The following is a 17,972-nucleotide window of genomic DNA, read 5'->3' as shown; positions in this document are numbered from 1 at the left end:
GCCCCGGCGGCGTTCCGCAGGGGTGCCGCCGGGCCCGCCGGGCCTTCGGGATCGGGTCCGGGGCGGGTCAGAACGCCCAGAGGGAGCGGTAGGACCCGCGGTCCACCCGGGGCAGGGCGGCGGCGCTGGCCATGGACATGGCCTGGGCCTGGGAGAGCGTGGGAGACCCGGCGACGCGCAGCCCGGACTCGATCGCGCCGTCGATGTAGCCGCTCCAGCCGTCGGCGATGTCCGCGGTGGCGAACTTGACGTTGCCGTGCGGCTGCTGGATGTCACGGTGCAGCCTGATGAGCTGGAACGGCTGCCGGAACACCCCGACGCCGAGCGCGAACTCGTCGGCGTGCCAGTCGGTGGCGGTGTACCCGGCCAGCCTGGCGTCCGGGATGATGTCGCGCACGGCGGACTCGACCTGGGCGCGGTCGGAGACGTCGAAGGTGTCCTTCACGCTGAAGGCGACGGTGAGGGCGCCCTCGTTGAACCGGCCCATGATGCAGATCGGGTAGCCCTCGGGCGCCTCGGCGACGAAGCGGTCGTCGGGGTTGGCGAGGTCCAGCCACAGCTTCTTCTCGTGCGGCACGCCGAAGCCCTGCCGGGAGGCGACCCGGTGGGCGACGGGCAGCGGCGGGTCGAACTCGATGGTGCGCCAGACGTTGACCGGCACGGCCATGACGACCTCGGGGGCCAGGTGGTGCCGGCCGGCCCGGGTGGTGACGCGCACCAGGCGGCCGCGCTGGGTGACCGAGGCCACCGGGGAGTTCAGGCGCACGTCGGCGTCGGCGTCGTCGAGGATGGCGCGCACCAGGGCGATCGTGCCCGGCTGGGGGCGGAAGGTGTTCACGCCGTGGAAGCCCTCGAAGTTCCAGCCCGCCAGGGCCCACCACTGGGCGAGGTGCGTCATGGCGCCGCGCTCGCTGGAGCCGCCGTAGAGCGAGGTGGTGCTGGTGAGCCGGATCTCGTCCTCGGGCGCGTAGTTGAGCTGGTCGAGCCGGTCGCGCAGGGAGAACCGGTCCAGCCGCCGGATCAGGTCCTCGCGGGCGAAGGGCTCGTAGGGGCGGGGGAAGTACTCCCGCGAGCCGTCGAAGAACGGGGTGAAGAGCTCCTTCTGGCGCTCGTACGCCTCGACCGGGTCGTACTCCTGGAAGCCGGTCAGGGTCGGGAGGATGGCGCGGTCGACGCCGGAGTCGGCCACGATCGGGATGTTGTAGCGGCTCAGTTCGCGCCACACGTGCGGCTGCGTCGGGTCGACCCAGGTGCCGCCCCGTTCGATCTGCTGCCCCTGCCAGGTGTCCGTCCACGTCCGGCCGCCGATGCGGTCCCGCGCCTCCAGCAGCAGCACCCGCTTGCCCTTGGCCCGCAGTTCGCGTGCGGCCGTCACCCCGGCGAGGCCGGCGCCGACGACGATCACGTCGTGGCGGGTCTCCTCGGCCGCCGCCGCCGGACGCTGCGCGACGGTGAGGCCCGCGGTGGCGAGGGTGGCGGCACCGGCCGCCTTGAACAGGGTGCGCCGGGCGGGGTGCGAAGCGGCTTCGCCATGGCCGGAAGCCGCGCTCGCGGTCGCTGATATCGGGCCGCGGTCAGTGGTGGTTCTCACGATTCTCCTTGATGTGTCGCCAGCACGATGGCCAGGAACTCCCTTTGCTTCCGGGGGGCCCTCAAAGGGCAGCGGGGGGCCACCCGGCCGACGGGGCCGCGGTGCCATGTCCGGAAAGCGCGGGCTCAACGTAGCCGAGCACCGTCGATTTCCGGTCACCTGCGGGTAATTCCGCTCGCGGGCGCCTCGGCAGCGTTCCGGTGATCGCGCGGAGCCCGGGCGGGGAGAGAATTGTGAGACTCCTGTTCCCGCTCGTACGCGGGCAGGCGGAAGCGCGGGACCGGGCACGCCGGTCCCGCACACGGCCGCCGGGGCACGGCCTCACGGCCGTACCCCGGCGGGAACTGCGGTGCGGTGCCGCTCCGCGTCAGGCGGAGGGCTTGCGGAACTGCTCGATCATCGCCGCGTAGCCGCTCCCGGCGTGGCCGTCGGCCACCGCGCGGTCGGCCATGGCCTTGAGGAAGCGGGGCAGTTCGGCGTTGATGCCGAGGGTCTCGCTCTCCTCGGCGAGGTGCTCCATGGCCTCCTGGTGGACGGTCATGGTGGCGTCGCCCGCGGGGTAGGTGCCCTCGTCGACCTGCGGCGCGTAGGTGGACACGTACTCGGTCACCACGTTGATCATCGTGTTGGCCAGCGGGGCGAAGGTCGTGGCCTTCACCTTCGCGGTGCCCAGCAGCGCGGCGCCGTGCAGGAAGCCGTTGAGGATGCCCCACATGATGCCCAGCAGCGACATGTCGTAGAGCGCCGACAGGCCGTGGTCGGTGTCGAGGTAGATGGTGCCCACCGGGCCCAGGCACTTCAGCGTGGACTCGTGCGCCTCGAAGGACTCCTTCGGGCCGCTGTAGAGCATGACGGCGGCGTCCGTCGCGATGGCCGGCGGGATGGCCATGATGGCGCCGTCGAGGTAGGAGACCTGGCGCTGCGCGGCCCACTCGGCCGTGTCGCGGGCCTGCGTGGAGGTGCCCGTCGTCAGGTTCACCAGGACGCGGCCCTCGAGGGCGCCCTCCAGCGGGTCGAGCAGCTCGTGCACCGCGGTGTAGTCCGAGACGCAGACGATGACCAGCGGGCTCGCCTCGACGGCCTCCTTCACCGAACCGGCCAGCGTGGCGCCCTGCGCGACCAGGTCGTCGGCCTTCTTGGCCGTCCGGTTCCACACCGTGGTGGGGTGGCCGGCCTTGACCAGAGCGGCGGCCAGCGCCTGACCCATCAGCCCCAGTCCGAGAACCGTCACCGGTGCTTGTGCTGCATTGGTGTTCGACATGAACTTACTCCCGTTTCCGTTTTCCTCTGGTCCGCATCGGGGCGATGGCCGACCTGTTCATCTGACCTTCGCACCGCCGCGGGTTGGCCGGACAGTGGCAGAACTGACCGATGTCGCAAAATTCCTGCCGTAGACTCAGGTTTATGAGACCTGGCTCCGTCGCTCTCGCGTTAATCAACGACACCGATATGCAGGCCTGCGAGGTGTACGAGACGTCCATCGCCTACGCGGTGTTCGGCGATCCGCAGCCGGATCTGGCCGACCCCTGGTACGACCTGCGGCTGTGCTCGGTGACCCAGCCCTCCGCGGACGGAGTGCAGGGGTTCTCCGTACGGACCCGGCACGGCCTGGACCACCTCGTCACCGCGGACACCGTGATCGTCCCCTCGGTGCCGGACGGGGTCGTCTCCCGGGGCGAGAGGCTGCCGCCCGAGTTCATCGACGCCCTGCGTGCCGCGGCCGCCGCCGGAGCCCGGATCGCCTCCCTGTGCACCGGGGCGTTCGCGCTGGCCGAGGCCGGCCTGCTGGACGGCCGCCGGGCCACCGCGCACTGGATGCACACGGCGGACCTGGCCAAGCGGTACCCCAGGGTCGAGGTCGACGACTCGGTGCTCTACATCGACGAGGGCCGGGTCCTCACCAGCGCCGGGATGTCCGCGGGCCTCGACCTGTGCCTGCACCTGGTCCGCCGTGACCTCGGGGCGCACGTGGCCAACCAGCTCGCGCGGCGCATGGTGGTCTCCGGCCACCGGCCCGGCGGCCAGGCGCAGTTCGTCGACCTCTCGGTCCCGACCACCGACGACGACAGCCTCGGCCCGGTGATGGACTGGGCGGCCCGGCACCTCGACCAGCCGCTCACCGTGGACGTCCTGGCCCGGCGGGCCGGGATGAGCACCCGGACGTTCTTCCGGCGCCTGCACGCCGCCACCGGGATGACGCCCCTGAAGTGGCTGCTCAACCAGCGCCTGGCCCGCGCGCAGACCCTCCTGGAGACCACCGACCTGCCGATCGAGCAGATCGGCGAGCACAGCGGCCTGGGCACGGCGGCCAACCTGCGCCGCCACTTCACCCTGCACGTCGGCGTGTCGCCCACGGACTACCGGCAGGCCTTCGGGACGGTGCCGGCGCGGCGCGCCCGGGTCTGACGCGCCCGCCGCCCGCTCCGAGGGCGCCGGTGCGGCCGGCGTCCCGGGATTCCGCCCGGGGCGCCGGCCGCCGCCGGTCACTCGTCCGCCGTGTGCGGGCCGCTGGCGCCGTAGGGGTTGTCGATGACGTAGCGCCAGTTCCCGTCCTCGCCGCGCCGCAGCACGTCCACGGCGGTCCCTTCCAGGTGCTCGGGCTTGCCGTCCTCCCCGGTGGTCTCCATGGACCACTCGACGATCAGCATCGCGGTGTCGCCGGTGACGACCGACTGCAGCACCTTCGCCTCGACGCTGGGGCCGCGGGACATGAACTCGGTGACCATGTCCCGCCGGGCCTGGCCGGTCAGGGGCTTGCCCGGCTCCCACACGCCGACCGCGTCCTCGGCGTACATGGAGTTGACCGCCTCCGCGTCACCGGAGTTGAACGCCTCCCCGAACACCTCCTGGTGCTTGTCGAGGTCGCCGGTCAGGTAGGTGGTGCCGTGCGCATCGCTGGCCATGGTGAGCCACTCCGTTTCTGGGTTCGTGTGCGTTGTCTGTGCGGGAAGTTCGTGGGGCTGCCCGTGGGGGCGCCCGGGCGGGGTGCCCCGGGGGTCGTCCGTCCGGGTCGGTGTGGTCGGCGGGCGAGGGGACGTGCGGCGCGTCGCAGCCCGTCTGACGCTAGCGGCCACCCGGCCGCGGCCGGGCAATCGCCGGGTAACCGCCGCCGACCTGCGCCCGAGAGCCGCCGGTTACCGCGCGAAGAGCCCGGCCGCGGCCGGCGGACCTCCCGTCACCGGGCGTCCACCGGCCACCCGTCACCGGGCCGCGCCGACCGCCCGTCACCGGGCGTCCACTGGCCGGCCCGTCACCCCGGCGCTCCCGGCCGGGGCCGACCACACGGTCTGGGCGACGTAGCGGGAGAAGTCGCGCGGCTCGCGCCCCAGTGCGCGCTGGACGCCGTCGGAGAGGTAGGCCGTGCGCCCCTCCCGGATGGTGTCGAGGATCTCGTACACGAAGTCGGCGAAGTCCGGGGCGTAGCCGCGCCGCACGAGGTGCGCGGTGTACTCCTCGCGGGTCGCCGGCACCCGCTCGATCGCGCGCCCCGACGCCTGCTCGATCTCCCGGACGCAGTCCCCGAACGTCATGAGCCGGGGGCCGGAGAGGCTGTAGACCTCCCCCTCGTGGCCATCCTGGGTCAGTGCGGCCACGGCGACGTCCGCGATGTCGTCGGCGTCGACGAACGGTTCGGGGCCCGCCCAGTCCGGCAGCACGAGGCGGCCCCGGGACACCTCGTCGCTGAACAGGGGTTCCTCGGTGAAGTTCTGCGCGAACCAGCACGGCCGCAGGATCGTCCAGCCCACCCCCGACTCGCGCACCGCCCGCTCGGCGCCGAACATCGACGTGTCGTGGGTCCACTGCTCCAGCGTCCGGGCCGAGAGCAGGACGAAGCGCCGCACGCCCCGGCCCACCGCCAGGCGCGTGAAGTCGGCCAGCAGGGAGGCCGCCTGTGGCCCCTGTTCGTCGACGACGTAGACGGACTCCACCCCGTCGACGGCGGCCACCCACGTCTCCTCGTCCCACCAGTCGAAGCGCTGCTCGCCCGAGCGGGAGGCGGCCCGGACCGCCCGACCGCCCTCGGCGAGCCGACGCGCCACCCGCCGCCCGGTCTTGCCCGTGGCGCCCAGGACCAGGAAGGGTGCTCCGCTCATGTGGCCGCCGCCTCGGGGGTGACGTCCCCGGTCCGGCCCCCGGACGCCGCGCTGACGGCCGCCTGGACCTCCGGTGCCGCGAGCGCGGCGGGCGGGTCGACCAGGAAGACGACCCGCGCGTAGGCCATGAGCAGCGAGTGGTCGTGCGCCGCCGCCGCCAGCAGCCGGTCGAGGTACTCCTGCTCGCGCAGCAGTTCCTCGGTGCGCTCCCCCTCGACACCGGGGAAGGCGAGGTCGGCGCCGGTGGTCATCGCCCAGACGTCGTCCACGGCGCGGGCGGCCAGGTCGGTGAAGAACGCGCCGGGGCGGGGTGCGCCGGGGCGCGCCGCGTGGTCCCGCAGCACCGTCGCGCCCAGCGCGGCCACCGTCATGCCCTGGCCGTAGACCGGGTTGAAGCTGCACACCGCGTCACCGAGGACGAGCAGCCCGTCGGGCAGCGCGGGCATCAGCTCGTAGCGGCGGCGCAGGTTGGCCGGAAAGCGGTAGGCGACGGGGTCGCCCAGCGGCTCCTGGTCGTGGACGGTGTCGTGGATGTCCGTGGCGGACAGCGACTTCAGGAAGGCGAGGAAGCCCTCCGGGTCGGTGGGCGGGTAGTCCCCGAGGTAGCCGTACGCCGTCACCACGACCCGGTCGCCCTCGATTTTCGCGCAGATCGCGCCGCGCGGCAGGGACGCGGAGGCGACGACGTCGATGGAGACCTCGTCGGTCATCAGCTCCGGGCGCAGCCGGTAGTACCGCGTGGCGTACCCCACGCTGATGGCCTGCCGGTCCTCCCGCACCTCGCCGTAGCCCAGCTCCCTCAGCCACCCCGGCGAGCGGGAGCGCCGCCCGGTCGCGTCCACCACCAGGTCGGCCGGCAGCGGGCGCGCGGTGCCCTCGTCGACCACCGTCACGCCGGTGACCGCGGAGCCGTCCTCGGCGGTCAGCAGGCCCGTGACGTCGTGGCGGGTCAGGAACCGCACGTTCGGCAGCGCGCGGACGCGGTCGCGGACGTGCCGCTCCACGTGCGGCCTGCTCATCGACAGCAGCAGCATGTCCGAGTGCGGCTTGGGCATGCGGTGGCCGTCCATGACCCAGCGCACGTTGCCGGTGACGTCGCCGGAGCGGGCCCCGGCGGCGATCAGCTCCTCGGTCATGCCGGGGAACAGCTCGTCCAGGATGTGGCGGCCGCGGGCGAGCAGGGCGTGGACGTGCCGGCCCTGCGGCACGCCGCGCCGCCAGGCCGCGTGGCCGTCGGCGTCCGCGCGGTCGGTGAGGTCGTCGCGGTCCACCAGCACCACGTCGGTGTAGGAGTCCGCCAGGACCCGCGCGGCCAGGAGCCCGGCCATGCTCGCGCCCAGCACGACGGCGCGGTTGTGATCAGCTATCCCCACGGTGGTAGCTCCTCCTTGGTGTGGAACGGGCCGGCGGTGCGGCCCGGTTCGGCTCAGGCACCGGTCGCCGGGAAGTAGCCGGCCCGGACGAAGAAGTCGACGTACCTCTCGAAGAGGTCGCGGTCGACGGGCGGGCACGCGATGCCGCTGCCCGCCAGGGCGCGTTCGGTGTCCGACACGTCCATCGGCGGGTACGTCTCGCGCCCGTCGCCGGTCATGATCGCCTCGAAGGCGTCCAGCAGCGGGGCGAGCGCGTTGTCGCGGTCGGCGCGCACCCGGTCCCGCCACGCGTCCCACGCCAGCTCGGGCAGCGGGTAGCCGGACGCGGTGAGGTGGTCGACGAAGTCGGCGAACGACTGGGTCTGCTCGTTGTAGAGGTGGAAGGTGCGGTTCGCCGCCTCGCGCCGCGCCGCGAGGTGCACGATCGCCGCGCTGACGTAGTCGACCGGGACCATGTGGAAGACCCCGGCGAGCCGGTCGGGCACCGCGCCCGCCTGGAGCAGCCCCTTCAGGCTCAGCCAGACGAAGTCCCGCGTCTGGCAGGCCCCCGTCCGCCGGTCGCCGCAGACCACGTCCACCCGGTACACCGAGACCGGCAGGCCCCGGTCCCGGGCCAGCTCGATGACCTGCTCGGCCACCCACTTGCTCTGCAGGTAGCCGTTCCACAGCGACTCGGCCGGCCCGGTCGGGTCCGTCGGCGCGACGGGCACGCCGGGGGTGGCCGGGGCGGGGAAGACGCCGGTCGTGGAGACGTAGTGCACCGGCACGCTCCGGTGCCGGGCGGCCAGCCGCAGCACCTCCCGGGTCCCGCCGACGTTGGCCGGGCGCAGCGCGGTGTAGGGCCGCACCCAGCTCACCGTCGCCCCGGCGTGGTAGACGACGTCCACCCGCCGGGCCAGGTCGTCGAAGGCGGCCTCCGCCAGCCCCAGGCGCGGCGCGGTGAGGTCGCCGACGTGGACGGTGACGCGCTCCTCGTCGACCTCCTGGAGCACCTGGTACCACTCGAGGCTCTCGCGCAGCCGGCGCCGCGCGTCGGCCTCGTCGGAGCCGCGCACCAGGCAGTGCACCCGGGCGGTCGTCGTGCGCATCACGTCGCGCAGCAGGAAGGCGCCGAGGAAGCCGGTGGCGCCCGTCAGCAGGACCTCGCGGGGGTCGGCGGCCACGTGGCTGACCTCCGCGGCCGGCCGCACGTCGTCGGGCAGGTGCACCTCCGCGGCGAAGTCCACCGCGGCGCGGGCCGCCTCCGGCGCGGGCGCCCCGCCGCCCGGCGGGAGCAGTTCGGCGCTCAGGTGCTTCGCCAGGGCGGCCGGGGTGGGGTGGTCGAACGCGAGGGACGCCGGCAGCCGCACCCCGGTCGCGGCGCTGAGCCGGTTGCGCAGTTCCACCGAGATGAGCGAGTCGAACCCGAGCTCGGTGAAGAGGCGGTCGGTGTCGATGGTCTCCGGGGCTCCGTGGCCGAGCACCAGGGCGACCTCGCCCCGGACGAAGTCGGCCACCACCTCGCGCTGTTCGGCCTCGGGCAGCCCCTCCAGGCGCTGGGCGAGCGCCTGGGGCCCCGCGTCGGCCTCCCGCACCGAGCCCCGGGACGGGGACCGCGTCAGGTGGCCGAAGACCAGCGGCGTGTCGCCCTCCCGCGCGCGCAGGGCGGCGACGTCCAGCGGCGTGGCCACCACCGCCGCCCGGCCGAGTTCCAGCGCGGTGTCCAGCAGCCGGGGGCCGCTCTCCCCGGTGACGGGCAGCAGGCCGGTGCGGGCGATGCGCCCCAGGTCGGCGTCGCTCAGGCTCCCGCCCATGCCGCCCGCGGCGTCCCACAGGCCCCAGGCCAGCGAGGTGGCGGGCAGGCCGAGGTCGGCGCGGTGCTGGGCGAGCGCGTCCAGGAACGTGTTGGCCGCCGCGTAGTTGCCCTGGCCGAGCCCGCCCACGACACCGGCGACGGAGGAGAACAGCACGAACGCCGACAGGTCGTGGCCGCGGGTCAGCTCGTGCAGGTTCCAGGCCGCGTCCACCTTCGGGCGCAGCACCTTCGCGAGCTGTTCGGGGGTGAGGTCGCCGATCATTGCGTCGTCCAGCACGCCCGCGGTGTGCACCACCGCGGTGAGCGGGTGGTCGTCGGGGACGGCCGCCAGGACCGCGGCGAGCGCGTCGCGGTCGGCGGTGTCGCAGGCGGTGATCGTCACCTTGGCCCCGAGTTCGGCCAGGTCCTGGGCCAGCTCCTCGGCCTCCGGGGCGGCGGGGCCGCCCCGGCTGACCAGGAGCAGGTGGGAGACGCCGTGGGCGCGCACCAGGTGGCGGGCGAACAGGGCGCCGAGCGCGCCGGTGCCACCGGTGATCAGCACGGTGCCGCCGCGCCGCCACGGGCCGGCCGCCCCGGCCGCCGCCTCCGCGTCGGGCGCGTCGGGTGCGTCGGGTGCGTCGGGTGCGGTGACGCGGGCCAGGCGCGGCACGAACACGTCACCGCCGCGGACGGCGACCTGCGGCTCGCCGGAGGCGATGACGTCCGGCAGCACGGCCGCCGAGGCGGGGTCGTCGTCCAGGTCGACCAGGACGATCCGGCCCGGCATCTCCGACTGCGCCGAGCGCATCAGGCCCCAGACGGGAGCCGCCACCAGGTCGCGCCCGCCGGCGCCGCCCTCGGCCTCCCGGGTGCACACCGCGCCCCGGGTCACCACGACCAGGGGGGTGTCGGCGGCCCGGTCGTCGGCCGGCCACGACTGCGCCAGGCGCAGGGCCCGCCGGGTGGCCTCCCGCGCGCGGGCGGGCACGTCGCCGCCGGAGGAGAACACGAACGGGGCGAGGAGCGCCTCGAACGCCAGGGGCGACTCCAGGGCCGCCTCGACGTCGTCGAACCTCCGGCCGCCCAGGGCGCCGAGGTCCCCGGCGCCGGTGTCCAGCACCGCCCACCGCGGGGCGGGCCCGCCGCGGGGCGTGGGGGCGAGGGGGTGCCAGGCGACGTCGAACAGCGCGTCGTGCGGGCGCGAGCGGGCCGTGGCGACCTCCTCCTCGCCGACCGCGCGCAGGACAACCGAGTCGACGGAGGCGACCGGCCGCCCGGCCGGGTCGGCCAGGTCCATCCGCACCGTGCCGTCGGCGCCCGGGGTGATCCGCGCGCGGAGGGCGGACGCGCCGACCGCGTGCAGCCGGACGCCGTGCCAGCCCACCGGGACGCCCGGCAGCCCGGCGGCCGACGCGGCCTCCCGCACGGCGGCCGCCAGCAGCGCCGGGTGCAGCCCGAAGCCGTCGACCGCGGTGCCGTCGGCCAGGCCGACCTCGGCGAACAGCTCCTCGCCGCGCCGCCAGAGCGCGGTGGCGCGCCCGTCCGGCCCGGCCGGGGAACCGCCCGGCACCGGGCGCGGACCGGCCGGCTCGACCGGCTCGGCGTCCGCGGGCGGCCACGGGCCGGGCGCGGAGGCGGGGGCCCGGCCGCCGGGGCTGAGCGTGCCGGACGCGCAGGCCGTCCACCCGGACCGGTCGTCCCCGACCGCGGTGTGCACGGTGAAGGAGCGCCTGCCGTGCGCCTGCGGCGGGCCGACGGTGAGCTGGAGCCGCAGGGGCCCGCGCTCGGGCACCGCGACGGTCCGGCTCACGGTGAGGTCGTCCACGCGGGTGCAGCCGACCTCGTCGCCCGCCCGCAGCACCAGGTCCACGAGCGCGGCCGAGGGGAGCACCGGCGCGCCGAACAGGTGGTGCTCGGCGAGCCAGGGCGCGGACCGCGCCGACAGGCTCCCGGTGAACACCGTCTCGTCGCGTCCGGCGATCTCGACCGCGGCCTCCAGCAGCGCGTGGTCGGCCACCGCACCGGCACCGGCGCCCCCGGCCGGCGCGGCGGCCGCCTCGACCCAGTACCGCTGCCGCTGGAAGGCGTAGGTGGGCAGGGCCACCCGCCGCGGCGCCGCCGGGGCGGTGAGGGTCGGCCAGTCGACCGGCACCCCGGCCTGCCACAGCCGGCCCACGGCGGAGACGACGGCGCGCGGCTCGGGGGTCGTGGAGCGCACGGCGGGCACCGGCACGACGGCCCCCTCCTGGGGGACGCAGTCCCCCACCAGCGCGGAGAGCACACCGGCCGGGCCGACTTCCAGCAGGGTGGTGACGTGCTGCGCGGCGAGGGTGCGCACCGCGTCGAGGAACCGGACCGGCTGACGCACCTGGTCGACCCAGTACTCCGGGGAGCACACCTCCTCCTCGGTGGCGACGCGACCGGTCACCGTGGAGACGAGGGGCACGCGCGGCGGGCTCAGGGTGACACCGCGCACGACGCGGGCGAACTCGGCCAGCATCGGCTCCATCCGCGGGGAGTGGAAGGCGTGGCTGACCGTCAGCCGCTTGGTCGCCCGTCCCCAGGACCGCACGGCCGCGGCGATCTCCCCGACCGCGTCCTCGTCGCCCGAGACCACCGTGGCGGACGGGCCGTTGACGGCGGCCACGCCCACGCGTCCGGCGTAGGGGGCGAGCAGGGGCCGCACCTCGGTGGCCGAGGCCTGGAGCGAGACCATCGCGCCGCCCTCGGGCAGCGCCTGCATCAGCGTGCCCCGGGCGGCGACCACGGCCGCCGCGTCCGGGAGCGTCAGGACGCCCGCCACGTGGGCGGCGGCCAGCTCCCCGATCGAGTGCCCGGCGACGAAGTCGGGGCGCACGCCCCAGGACTGGACCAGCCGGGCCAGCGCGACCTCGAAGGCGAACAGCGCCGGTTGGGCGTACCCGGTCTCGTCCAGCCGGTCCCCGGAGTCGATCACGTCCCGAAGGGGCCGGTCCAGGTGGGCGTCGAGCTGGGCGCACACCTCGTCGAACGCCTCGGCGAACACGGGGTAGGCGGCGCGCAGCTCCCGGCCCATGGCCGCGCGCTGGCTGCCCTGGCCCGTGAAGAGGAAGCCCAGCTTGCCCGGGCGCACGGCCTCCGAGGTGGTGGCGGCGTCCGCCTCGCCGTTCGCGAACGAGCGCAGGGCGGCCAGGAGCGCGTCGCGGTCCGTGCCGGTCACCACGGCCCGGTGCTCCAGCGCCGCCCGGGTGGTCGCCAGCGAGTGGGCGACGTCCTGCACGGCGAGGCCGGGACGGTCCTCGACGTGGGCGAGCAGCCGCTGGGCCTGGGGGCGCAGGGCGTCGGCGGTCCGGGCGGACAGGACCCACGGCACGACCGCCGGCGGCGCGGACCCGGCGTCCGCGGTGGCCCGCCCCTCGGCGTCCCGCCGGACGGTGGCCCGCTGTTCGGGGGACCGCTGCTCGGGAGCCGGCTGGTCGGTGTCCTGGCGCTCGGGGGCCTGCTCCACGATGACGTGCGCGTTGGTGCCGCTCACCCCGAACGCGGACACCGCGGCCCGGCGCGGCCGCCCCGTCGACGGCCACTCCCGCTGCTCGGTGAGCAGCTCCACCGCGCCCGCCGACCAGTCGACCAGCGGCGTCGGCTCGTCCACGTGCAGCGTTCTGGGCAGCACGCCGTGCCGGATGGCCTGCACCATCTTGATCACACCGCCCACGCCGGCCGCCGCGACCGCGTGGCCGATGTTGGACTTCAGCGAGCCCAGCCACAGCGGACGCCCGGCCGGGCGGGCCGCGCCGTAGGTGGCCAGCAGGGCCTGCGCCTCGATGGGGTCGCCGAGCCGGGTTCCGGTGCCGTGCGCCTCGACCGCGTCCACGTCGGAGGCGTCGAGGCGGGCCTCGGCGAGCGCCTGCCGGATCACGCGCTCCTGGGCGGGGCCGCTGGGCGCGGTGAGCCCGTTGGAGGCGCCGTCCTGGTTGATCGCCGTGCCGCGCAGCACCGCCAGCACCTGGTGGCCGTGGCGCACCGCGTCGGACAGCCGCTCCACGAGCAGCAGGCCCACGCCCTCCGACCAACTGGTCCCGTCGGCGGCGCCGGCGAACGACTTGCACCGCCCGTCCCGCGCCAGCCCGCGCTGCCGGGAGAAGTCGACGAACCCCCCGGGCGTGCCGCTGATCGTCACCCCGCCGGCGAGCGCCATGGCGGACTCGCCGCTGCGCACGGACTGCGCCGCCAGGTGCAGGGCGACCAGCGACGAGGAGCACGCGGTGTCCACCGTGACCGCCGGGCCCTCGAAGCCGAACGAGTAGGCGACGCGGCCGGAGACGACGCTGCTGAGCTTGCCCGTCATCAAGAAGCCCTCAAGCTCCGCGGGCCCGTCCAGGCCGAGGTAGGTCTGGTCCACGGCGCCGACGAAGACGCCCACCTCGGCCGTGCGCAGGGACGTGGGGTCGATGCCGGCGTGCTCGAAGGTCTCCCAGGCCGCCTCCAGCAGCACCCGCTGCTGCGGGTCCATCGCGGCGGCCTCGCGCGGGGAGATGCCGAAGAACCCGGCGTCGAAGTCGGCCGCGCCGTCCAGGAAGCCGCCCTCGCGGGTGTACGACGTGCCCGGCGCGTCCGGGTCCGCGTCGTACAGCCCCTCCAGGTCCCACCCGCGGTCGGTGGGGAACGTCGATATGCCGTCGCGGCCCTCGGTGACCAGCCGCCACAGGTCGTCGGCCGACGCCACCCCGCCGGGGTAGCGGCACGCCATGCCGACGATGGCGATCGGCTCGCCGCGGCCGGACTCCAGCTCCGCGATGCGCCGGCGGGCCTGCTGCAAGTCGGCCGTGACCCACTTCAGGTATTCGGCCAGTTTCTTCTCATCTGCCATGTGCTGACTCGCATCTCCTAGTGACAGCGGCGCCGGACATCACTTGTTGGCTCGGCCGAGCTCGTTGTCGATGAAGTCGAGGAGCTCCGCGGTCGACGCCGCCTCCAGCGACGTCTCGGCGGTGTCCTCGGTGGGCGTGCCCCACGCCTCCATCCAGCGCGACAGGATGGTCTGGAGCCGCACCGTGACGGTGGTGCGGTCGCCGTCGTCCTCGGAGACCCCCGAGAGGACCTCCTCCAGCCGGTCGAGCTCGGCGAGTACCGGGGAGGTCTGCTCGGCCGCGCCGCCGGGGGCGACCTTGGACAGCAGGAAGTCGGCCAGCGCCGCCGGGGTCGGGTGGTCGAACACGGCCGTCGCCGGCAGCCGGACGCCGCCGGCCGCGCTCAGCCGGTTGCGCAGTTCCACGGCCGTGAGCGAGTCGAACCCCAGCTCCTGGAAGGCCCGTCGCGCCTCGACCGCGGCCACGTCGCGGAAGCCCAGCACGGCGGCCACCTCGCCGCGCACCAGGTCGAGCGTCACCTCCCGCTGCTCCTCGGCGCTCAGCCCGGCCAGCCGCCGGGGCAGCGGCGTGCTCCCGGCGGCCTCGCCGCGCGCCGGGCGGCCGGTCGGCGCGACCAGGGCGCGCAGCAGCGGCGGGACGCGGTCCCCGGCCCGCACCGCGGACAGGTCGAACGGCGTGGCGGTCAGCGCGGGGCGGTCCACCGTGAGGGCGGCGTCGAGGAGTTCCAGTCCCGCCTCCACGCCGACCGGGAGGAAGCCGTCCCGGGCGAACCGGGCCCGGTCGACCTCGTGCAGCCCCGCGTTGATCCCGCCCGGCACGTCCCACAGCCCCCAGGACAGCGCGTGCGCGGGCAGCCCCCGGGCGCGCCGGTGGTGCGCCAGGCCGTCCAGGAAGGACCCGGCGGCCGCGTAGTTGGCCTGGCCGGGCCCGCCGAACACGCCGACGACCGAGGAGAAGAGCACGAAGGCCGACAGGTCCTCCTCGCGCGTCAGCTCGTGCAGGTGCCAGGCGGCGTCGGCCTTGGGCCGCAGCACCGACGCCAACTGGTCGGCCGTCATCGCCGTGAGCAGGTCGTTGTCCAGCACGCCCGCGGCGTGGACGACGCCGGTGAGTGGGTGCTCGGCCGGCACCTCGGCCAGCAGCCGCTTGAGCGCGTCGCGGTCGGCGACGTCGCAGGCGGCGGTGGTCACCCGCGCGCCCAGGGCGGTCAGTTCCTCGCGCAGCCGGTCGGCGCCGGGCGCCCGCCCGCCCTGCCGGCCGGCCAGCAGGAGGTGGGAGACGCCGTGGGCGGTGACGAGGTGGCGGGCGACCTCGGCCCCGAGCGCACCCGTCCCGCCGGTGATCAGGACGGTGCCCTCCGGCCGCCAGACCGGGGCGGGCCCGGCCTCCGGCGTGGAGCCGCCCTGCGGCGCGGGGCCGTCCTGCGGCGCGGCGGCGGCCCGCTGCAACCGGGGGACGAGCACCCGCCCGTCCCGGACGGCGGCCTGCGGCTCGTCGGCGGCCAGGACGGCGGCGAGCAGCGCCGCGGGCGGGTGCTCGGTGTCCGCGTCCAGGAGCACGATCCGGCCCGGGTGCTCCACCTGCGCGGAGCGGACCAGGCCCCACAGCGCGGCCGCGTCGAGGTGTGGGTCCTCCCCGTCGGCCGCGCTGACCCCGTGCCGGGTGAGGAAGACCAGGCGGGTGTCGGCCAGCCGCTCGTCGGCCAGCCAGTCCCGCAGGAGGGAGAGCGCGCTGCCGGTCGCGTGGTGGACGCCGCCCAAGACGTCGGCGTGGGTGGCGGGCTCGGGCCGGACGACGAGGACCGGCACGGGCTCACCGGACTCCACGGCCCGGCCGACGGCGGCGAGGTCGGCGTAGTGCGGGGTGTCCGCGTCCCGCGCCGGGCCGTGGCCCAGCACCGCCCAGGACGCGGCGCCGGCGGCGTCCCGCACGGGGGCGGCGGTCCAGGCGAGGTGGTGCAGCGCGGCCAGCGGCCCGGGTCCGCCCAGGAGGTCGCCGGGCCGCGGGGCGCGGAGCCGGACGGACTCCACGGAGGCGACCGGGGCTCCGGACGCGTCCGTCAGCAGCACCGAGACGGCGTCCTCGCCCGCCGGGACGAGCCGGGCGCGCGCCGCGGTGCCGCCGGGCCGGTGCAGCCGCACCCCGCGCCAGCGGACCGCCAGGCGGCGGGCGGCGGGGGTTCCCGCCCGCGCGTCCGCCTCCAGGGCGGCCTGGAGCAGCGCCGGGTGCAGGGCGTACCGGCCGGCGTCGGCCGCGGCCTCCTCGGCCAGCGGCACCTCGACGACCCCGGCGTCGTCCCCGGTTCCGGGCGCGGGGGCGCCGGCCGGGCCGTCGCCGTCCTCGCCGCGCAGCGTGCCGGTGGCCACCTGGGTCCACTCGGCCGCGTCGGGGCTCGTCCTGGCGTGCACGGTGACCGGGCGCGCGCCCGCCTCGTCCGGCGCGCCCACCCGGACCTGGACGGGGGCCTCGCCGGTTTCGGGCACCGCGAGGTGGGCGGCCACGGCCAGTTCGGCCAGGACCGGGGTGCCCACCTCGCCGCCCGCCCGGAGCACCGCGTCGACCAGCGCGGCGGCGGGCAGGACCATGCCGTCGGCCGGCGTGTGCCCGGCGAGCCAGGGCAGGGTCCGCGCGGTGGCGCGGCCGTCGAACAGCACCTCGTCGGCGTCGGCCACGGCGATCGCCGGGCCCAGCAGCGGGTGGGCGGCGGGGTCGGGGCCGAACGCGTCGGCGGTCGCCGAGGGTTCGAGCCAGTACCGCTCCCGCTGGAACGGGTAGGTCGGCAGCTCGGCCGGGCGGGTACCGGCGCCGGTGAAGAAGGACGCCCAGTCCACCGGGACGCCGGCCACGAACGCCTCACCCAGCGAGGCCAGGACGCGTTCGGGCCCGCCGTCGTCGCGGCGCAGCGAGCCGAGGCAGGTGGCCGCCGTCCCCGCGGCGTCGGCGGTCTCCTCGACGCTGTGCAGCAGCACCGGGTGCGGGCTGCACTCGACGAAGACGCCGTACCCGTCGCGGATGAGGGTGCGCGTGGTCGGCTCGAACAGGACGCTCTGCCGCAGGTTGGTGTACCAGTACGCGGCGTCCAGCCCCGTCGTGTCGAACAGGGCGCCGGTGACGGTGGAGTAGAACGGCACCTCGGCGGGGCGGGCCTCGATGCCCGCCAGGTCGGCGAGCAGCCGCTCGCGGACGGACTCCACGTGCGGGCCGTGCGAGGCGTAGTCCACCGGAAGCCGCTTGGCCCGCCCGCCGTCGGCCACGACCGTCTCGCGCAGCTCGTCCAAGGCGTCGGCGTCGCCGGAGAGCACCACGGAGGCGGCGCCGTTGACGGCGGCGACGGACACCCGGCCGTCGTAGGGGGCGAGCAGCTCGCGCACGCGGGGCTCGGGCAGGGCGACGGACATCATGCCGCCGCGTCCGGACAGGTCCTCGGCGATGGCCCGGCTGCGCAGGGCCACGATGCGGGCGCCGTCGGCCGTGGAGAGCGCCCCGGCCACGCAGGCCGCGGCGATCTCGCCCTGGGAGTGGCCGATGACGGCGGCCGGCCGCACCCCGTGGGCGCGCCACACGGCGGCCAGCGACACCATGACGGCCCACAGGGCGGGCTGGACGACGTCCACCCGCTCCAGCGGTCGCCCGGACCGCAGCGTCTCGATCAGGTCCCAGTCGGTGACGGGCGCCAGGGCGGCGGCGCAGTCGGCCATGGCGGCGGCGAAGACCGGCGAGGTGTCGAGCAGGTCGGTGGCCATCCCGGCCCACTGGGAGCCCTGCCCGGGGAAGACGAAGGCGACGCGGGACTCCGGGGCCCGCACGCCGCGGACCACGGCGGGCGCGGTGGCCCCCTCGGCGACGGCGGCCAGGCCGTCGGTCAGGGCGGGCAGGTCCGCGCCGACGACCACGGCCCGGTGGTCCAGCGCGGCGCGCGTGGTGGCCAGGGCGTGCGCCACGTCGGGGACCGGGTCGTCGCCGGCGGTCAGGCGGTCCAGGAGGCCGCGCGCCTGGGCGGCCAGCCCGCGCTCGCCCTTGCCGGAGAGCACCAGCGGCAGCGGCCCCCGCCACAGGGGCGCCGGCGGCTCGTCCGGTTCTTCCGCGGGGGGTGCGGCGGGCGCCTGTTCGATGACGACGTGGGCGTTGGTGCCGCTGAATCCGAAGGAGGAGACGGCGGCGATGCGGGGGTGGGTGGTCTCGGGCCAGTCGCGGGCCTCGGTGAGCAGGGCCAGGGCGGAGCCGTCCCAGTCGACGTGGGGGGTGGGCTCCTGGGCGTGCAGGGTGCGCGGCAGCACGCCGTGCCGCATG

At 76.0% G+C, this 17,972-nt stretch carries 8 protein-coding genes; 1 reads left to right on the top strand and 7 read right to left on the bottom strand.

What is annotated here, in order from left to right; genetic code table 11:
- Nucleotides 1-67: 67 nt before the first annotated feature.
- Both OSB71_RS21650 and OSB71_RS21645 read right to left on the bottom strand, forming a co-directional pair.
- The gene (locus OSB71_RS21650; protein WP_323055328.1) at nt 68-1,591 is read right to left on the bottom strand and encodes a flavin monoamine oxidase family protein; all 1,524 of its coding nucleotides are present in this window, start codon (nt 1,589-1,591) and stop codon (nt 68-70) included.
- Nucleotides 1,592-1,958: 367 nt separating this feature from the next.
- Entirely contained in the window at nt 1,959-2,852 is an 894-nt protein-coding gene (locus OSB71_RS21645) for an NAD(P)-dependent oxidoreductase (protein WP_265950468.1), read from the bottom strand.
- Between the two features lie 143 nt (nt 2,853-2,995).
- Between OSB71_RS21645 and OSB71_RS21640 the strand changes: the two genes are divergently transcribed.
- Nucleotides 2,996-3,997 (top strand): GlxA family transcriptional regulator, encoded by a 1,002-nt coding sequence (locus OSB71_RS21640; RefSeq protein ID WP_265950467.1) that lies wholly within the window; start codon nt 2,996-2,998, stop codon nt 3,995-3,997.
- Between the two features lie 77 nt (nt 3,998-4,074).
- On the opposite strand, the gene OSB71_RS21635 is transcribed toward OSB71_RS21640, so the two are convergent.
- The 5 genes from OSB71_RS21635 to OSB71_RS21615 all read right to left on the bottom strand — a co-directional run.
- Entirely contained in the window at nt 4,075-4,494 is a 420-nt protein-coding gene (locus OSB71_RS21635) for a YybH family protein (RefSeq protein WP_265950466.1), read from the bottom strand.
- Between the two features lie 321 nt (nt 4,495-4,815).
- Entirely contained in the window at nt 4,816-5,685 is an 870-nt protein-coding gene (locus OSB71_RS21630) for an NAD(P)H-binding protein (RefSeq protein ID WP_265950465.1), read from the bottom strand.
- Nucleotides 5,682-7,058: an NAD(P)/FAD-dependent oxidoreductase gene (locus OSB71_RS21625; RefSeq protein ID WP_265950464.1), complete on the bottom strand. Its 1,377-nt coding sequence runs from the start codon at nt 7,056-7,058 to the stop codon at nt 5,682-5,684. Before OSB71_RS21625 ends, OSB71_RS21630 begins: the two co-directional genes overlap by 4 nt.
- Before the next feature lie 53 nt (nt 7,059-7,111).
- Complete coding sequence (locus OSB71_RS21620) at nt 7,112-13,681, bottom strand: type I polyketide synthase (protein ID WP_265950463.1); 6,570 nt, start codon at nt 13,679-13,681, stop codon at nt 7,112-7,114.
- A gap of 39 nt (nt 13,682-13,720) precedes the next feature.
- Nucleotides 13,721-17,972 (bottom strand): type I polyketide synthase (locus OSB71_RS21615; protein WP_265950462.1); only part of this gene is annotated, 4,252 nt, incomplete at its 5' end.

Source organism: Streptomyces marinisediminis (assembly GCF_026262575.1).
In the GTDB taxonomy this organism is placed as follows: domain Bacteria; phylum Actinomycetota; class Actinomycetes; order Streptomycetales; family Streptomycetaceae; genus Streptomyces; species Streptomyces marinisediminis.
The sequence above is the reverse complement of the archived record's forward strand: the minus strand, read 5'-3'. Positions and strand labels throughout refer to the sequence as shown.

Coding starts and splice junctions, on each gene's coding strand:
- OSB71_RS21630 (WP_265950465.1), bottom strand. CDS start 5,685: ATGAGCGGAGCACCCTTCCTGGTCCTGGGCGCCACGGGCAAGACCGGG.
- OSB71_RS21635 (WP_265950466.1), bottom strand. CDS start 4,494: ATGGCCAGCGATGCGCACGGCACCACCTACCTGACCGGCGACCTCGAC.
- OSB71_RS21620 (WP_265950463.1), bottom strand. CDS start 13,681: ATGGCAGATGAGAAGAAACTGGCCGAATACCTGAAGTGGGTCACGGCC.
- OSB71_RS21645 (WP_265950468.1), bottom strand. CDS start 2,852: ATGTCGAACACCAATGCAGCACAAGCACCGGTGACGGTTCTCGGACTG.
- OSB71_RS21640 (WP_265950467.1), top strand. CDS start 2,996: ATGAGACCTGGCTCCGTCGCTCTCGCGTTAATCAACGACACCGATATG.